General features: G+C 40.6%; 3 protein-coding genes. All 3 read right to left on the bottom strand.

Annotated elements, in window-relative coordinates; all coding sequences use genetic code 11:
* Positions 1-881: sigma 54-interacting transcriptional regulator (locus IH879_20665; protein MCH7677343.1), on the bottom strand; the 881-nt coding region annotated here is incomplete at its 3' end.
* A gap of 19 nt (positions 882-900) precedes the next feature.
* Positions 901-3,174, bottom strand: a complete 2,274-nt coding sequence (locus IH879_20670; GenBank protein MCH7677344.1) for a protein kinase — start codon at positions 3,172-3,174, stop codon at positions 901-903.
* A 225-nt stretch (positions 3,175-3,399) separates the two neighbouring features.
* A complete protein-coding gene (locus tag IH879_20675; GenBank protein ID MCH7677345.1) occupies positions 3,400-4,209 on the bottom strand; it encodes a hypothetical protein in 810 nt (269 codons plus the stop codon).
* Between the last annotated feature and the right edge of the window lie 4 nt (positions 4,210-4,213).

Genomic DNA, 4,213 nt, shown 5'->3' on the forward strand with positions numbered 1-4,213 from the left:
ACGCCTGCTCTGTTTTTATCCGCTCCCGTAAAAGCCCCCTTAACATATCCAAAGAGCTCGCTTTCTAACAGATTTGCTGGCAGTGCACCGCAGTCAACAGCAACAAACGGGGCGTCTTTTCTGGAACCGTTAAAATGAATCACTCTCGCAATGAGCTCTTTACCGGTGCCGCTTTCCCCGTTAATAAGAACTCTGGCATCAGTGGGAATGATGCGGTCCAAAATCGAGAATACTTTTTTCATCACAGGGCTTTGACCGATAATACCCTCGTACGCGTATTTTTCAGAGACTGCTTTTTTAAGATTATGCGTCTCTTCGAGCAGAGCTTCATGTTTTTGTGCATTCTGAATGAATTGGGCGCAGGTTGAGCTTAGCTGCTCCATTATCCGGAGTTCCCGTGCACTAAAAAGGTGGTTCTTATTTTGGGAGATGAGGTTCACGACACCTATAATTTCCTCGTCTAATTTGAGAGGAATAGAGATAGCCGAGCAAATATCTTGATACTTATCAAGTATGTTCTCTTTGCTGAATGTTTTGCCCAGGTCGTTTGTAAGTAACGGTTCTTTATGTACAAAACACCAGCCGGCCAGGAGTCGGTTCATATACTCATCTAACTTTTCTTCTTTTGAAGCGCCTTCACGAATAAGCGTTTCCCCTTCTTGAACTTGTCCGGCCCGGATGATTAAGATAGAGCCCTGGTCAGCCTGACAAAGTTTAATCGCTGAGCCGATAATGTGTTTAAGTGTTTCCTCGACTTGCATTGTTGACAATATTCTTGAAAGGGCTGAATTTAGCGCTTCAAAATCATGCAGCTTTTCCTCCATCAAACGGAGGGTATCATTTGGCGGCTTGGTAGATTTCTTTTTGGTGGCAGGTTTCATAGTTTCTGTAGGCGTTTCTTCAAACAGGCAAACCCAGTTTTTTCAGGAGTTTGGTGTACCGGGCGTCGCGGGTCATTTCTTCAGGAGCTGGCCAGATCTTCAAGTAAACGACCCACCAGGATCGCTCCTCAAAAGCTTTATCAAAATATTGAAATGCAGCATCCAATTCATTCAAGCCCACGTGCACCCAGGCAAAATACGCCGCTGAGATATATTCGTTTTTTGCTCTACTTTTCAACTCCTTCATAATCTTTTTCGCTTGCGTTCTCTTGCCGGAGATTCCAAATGCGTATCCTAAAACCGCGGCGACGGCCGCATAATCGCCAGATAAAGTCAGGGCGGTTTGTAATGATTCAATGGCTGCACTAAAGTCACATTTTTCCAGTAAGGCGAGGCCGAGCCAGAGATGTGCCGGGTAAAAGTATGGATCTAACTCAAGAACTTTTTGATATTCCCTTACTGCCAAATCGTTCTCTCGGGCATAATAGTGAAGTCTGCCGACATCCGTGCTAATCTGCAAAGATAAGGGGTCAAGTTCCTGAGCCCTATGAATTTCTTTTAGTGCATCATCAAATTTGCCAAGAATGCGCAGTTGACCGGCATACCATTGATGGGCAATGGCGTAATTAGGGTTCAGGGCAATTGAATATTGGAATGCTTTTTCTGCCTTGGCCCAATTCCATTCGTAGGACGATTCTACGGCGCCCAGCGCGTTGTGGGCTTCTGCCATATCCGGATCGATTTCCATTGCTTTGAGCGCGGCAGCCTTGGCTTTTGGCCACACATCGTTCGCCGGCAGGTATCCGTAAATTCCAATCAGAGCATAAGAATCTGAAAGGCCACTATACGCTAATGCGTAGGTAGGGTCTTTTTCGATGGCTTGATTGTAGAAAGAGATGCTTTGCTTGAAACTGTCCACAGTGCGTTTATTCCAGTGATAACGTCCTTTCAGAAATAATTGATATGCTTCGTTGTCAACTTCATACTGTCTCGCAAGGTGTTTTTTTTCATTTCTAGTCAGCTTTAGTTTGAGTTTTGCTGAAATATCTTTTACAACTTCTTCCTGGATTTTAACCACATTAGTAAGCTTTTTGGTATATTGCTCTCCCCAAATCTGACTACTATCGCTGCCCTCAACCAATTCAACTCCAATTGAGATATTATCCGATCGCTGACTGACCCACCCCAACAATAATTTATTCACGTTCAGTTCACGGGCAATCTTTTGAATCTCAATCTGCTGGCCTTCATAATGAAATACAGATGTCCTTGAAATAACTTTGAAATTCGAGAATTGAGAGAGGTTCCTAATTAAGCTTTCTGTGATACCCTCGCTCAGGTATTCAATTTCATCATTGCCTGAAGGGTTGCTGAAAGGGAGAACTGCCAGTGACTCGACTTTTTTTTGTTGGGAGTCCGAATCTTTTTTGACTTTGTGATGCTGGATGTTTGGGGGTCTGCTTTTGCTGTAAGATCCGGGGTTTTCAGCAATTCTTTTGAGGTCTTTTATGAGTGCGGTGCAGGTTTGGTATCTTTGTGGTAGAGATTTTTCAAGCAATTTAAAAACAACACTCCGCAATTGTTCCGGAATACCTTCACGAAGCCCCTGCAGTGGCGGCGGATGTTCGTTCAAAATCAGGTAAAGGATTGTGAATTCGAACTCACTCTCAAAAGGCTGTGTCCCGGTCAGGATTTCATATAAGATGGTTCCGAGTGCCCAGACGTCGGTGCGGTGGTCAACGTTTTCTCCACGTATCTGTTCCGGTGAGATATAGGCGAATGTACCTAAAATTGTCCCGGACTTTGTAATTTCAGTCTGACCAATTAATTTCGCTAAACCGAAATCGATGATTTTCACCTCACCACGTTTGGTAATAATAATATTTGACGGTTTAATATCCCGGTGAATGATGTCCGCTTCGTGGGCTCTTGATAATCCAGTAGCAATTTGAATTGCATAATCAATGGCTTCATTTATTTCAAGAGGTCCTTGTTTAAGTTTATCCTTGAGGGTTTCACCGTCGTATGAAGCCATGCAGATAAAGAGCTCCTTTCCGGCTGTTTCATCGATTTCAAATATTGTGCAGAGATTAGCGTGGTCGAGGGAGGATGCAGTTTGCGCTTCATTCATGAATCGTTCGTTAGCTGCAACATCTTTCGTTAGCGAGGGCGGTAAAAATTTGAGTGCAACCGTTCGTTTGAGCTTGATGTCAAGGGCTTTGTACACCACTCCCATTCCACCTTCCCCTAGTTTTTCAAGGATTTTGTAATGTGAAATTGTTTTGCCGACCATAGTATCAGAAGTATGAATTGAAAGGAGAATTAAGGAAGATAAGCGAGAAAGATTTAACTGTCAAGGATTTCGGCTGGCGGGTCTACGAGAAGGAGTAGGACGGAAGACACACCGAGAAGATGCACCATCCTCTCAATAAAGTGGCTTACAATGGAACCTCGGGCACTATAGAGGTATACATAAAGACACCCTGTACTTGTATCGGTCAACTAGTGAAATGTTTAATTATTTGCTCATTGCTTTAACTATTCTATCTTCTTTAATTAAAACATCTCGCATTAGTAATTTAAAAGGAAATTGTTTATGCTTTTTTGACTTTTTGAATCCTTCTAAGATTTTCAATAAAGAAAATGCCGTTATCAAAGATAAATTTAAGTCATATTCTAGTTCGGTTTCATTTACAAAGTCATCACTGAAGTCAGGAGCAATTAATAGCGATTTTATTACGCTATAATTATTCTTTTCAGTTAGTGCAATATATGATTTCATCTGCCTCGAAACAGAACTAAATTTATTATAACCGCTTTCTTTTATAGTTTTACATTCAACTAAGATTAGTTCATTATTTCCGAGATTCATAAGAATATCGATTTTATCCGTTTTTGTGTTTATTTGTTTTCTTAATTTTTCATCAACATTAAATCCCAATTGTGCAAAAATTGATTTTGTTATTTCTTCAAATTTTAAACCTAAATCGGCTTCTTTAATTTTTATGCCATTTTCCTTTAGAGCATTTAAATCCCGGAAACCTATGTTTTCAAAATTTTCGATATATAAATTTTCTGAGTCTTTATATGAAGTCAAAATATTTAATATATCATTCCCACGAGTTTTAATTCCTTTTCTTTTAATGAACTTTACTAAATCCTCCGTTGATAGTACTTCAAGTACATCTCTCGGCTTAATATTGAAATCCAGCAAAAACTCACTTTTAAGGACATTCTCTTCCTGCAACTGAAATTCTGATTTTACAAGGTTATTCAACCGTGCAATGATTTCACCTAACTCAAGTAGTAGTTTTTCATAACCATCAATCGAA

Source organism: candidate division KSB1 bacterium (assembly GCA_022562085.1).
Taxonomy (GTDB): Bacteria; Zhuqueibacterota; Zhuqueibacteria; order Oceanimicrobiales; family Oceanimicrobiaceae; genus Oceanimicrobium.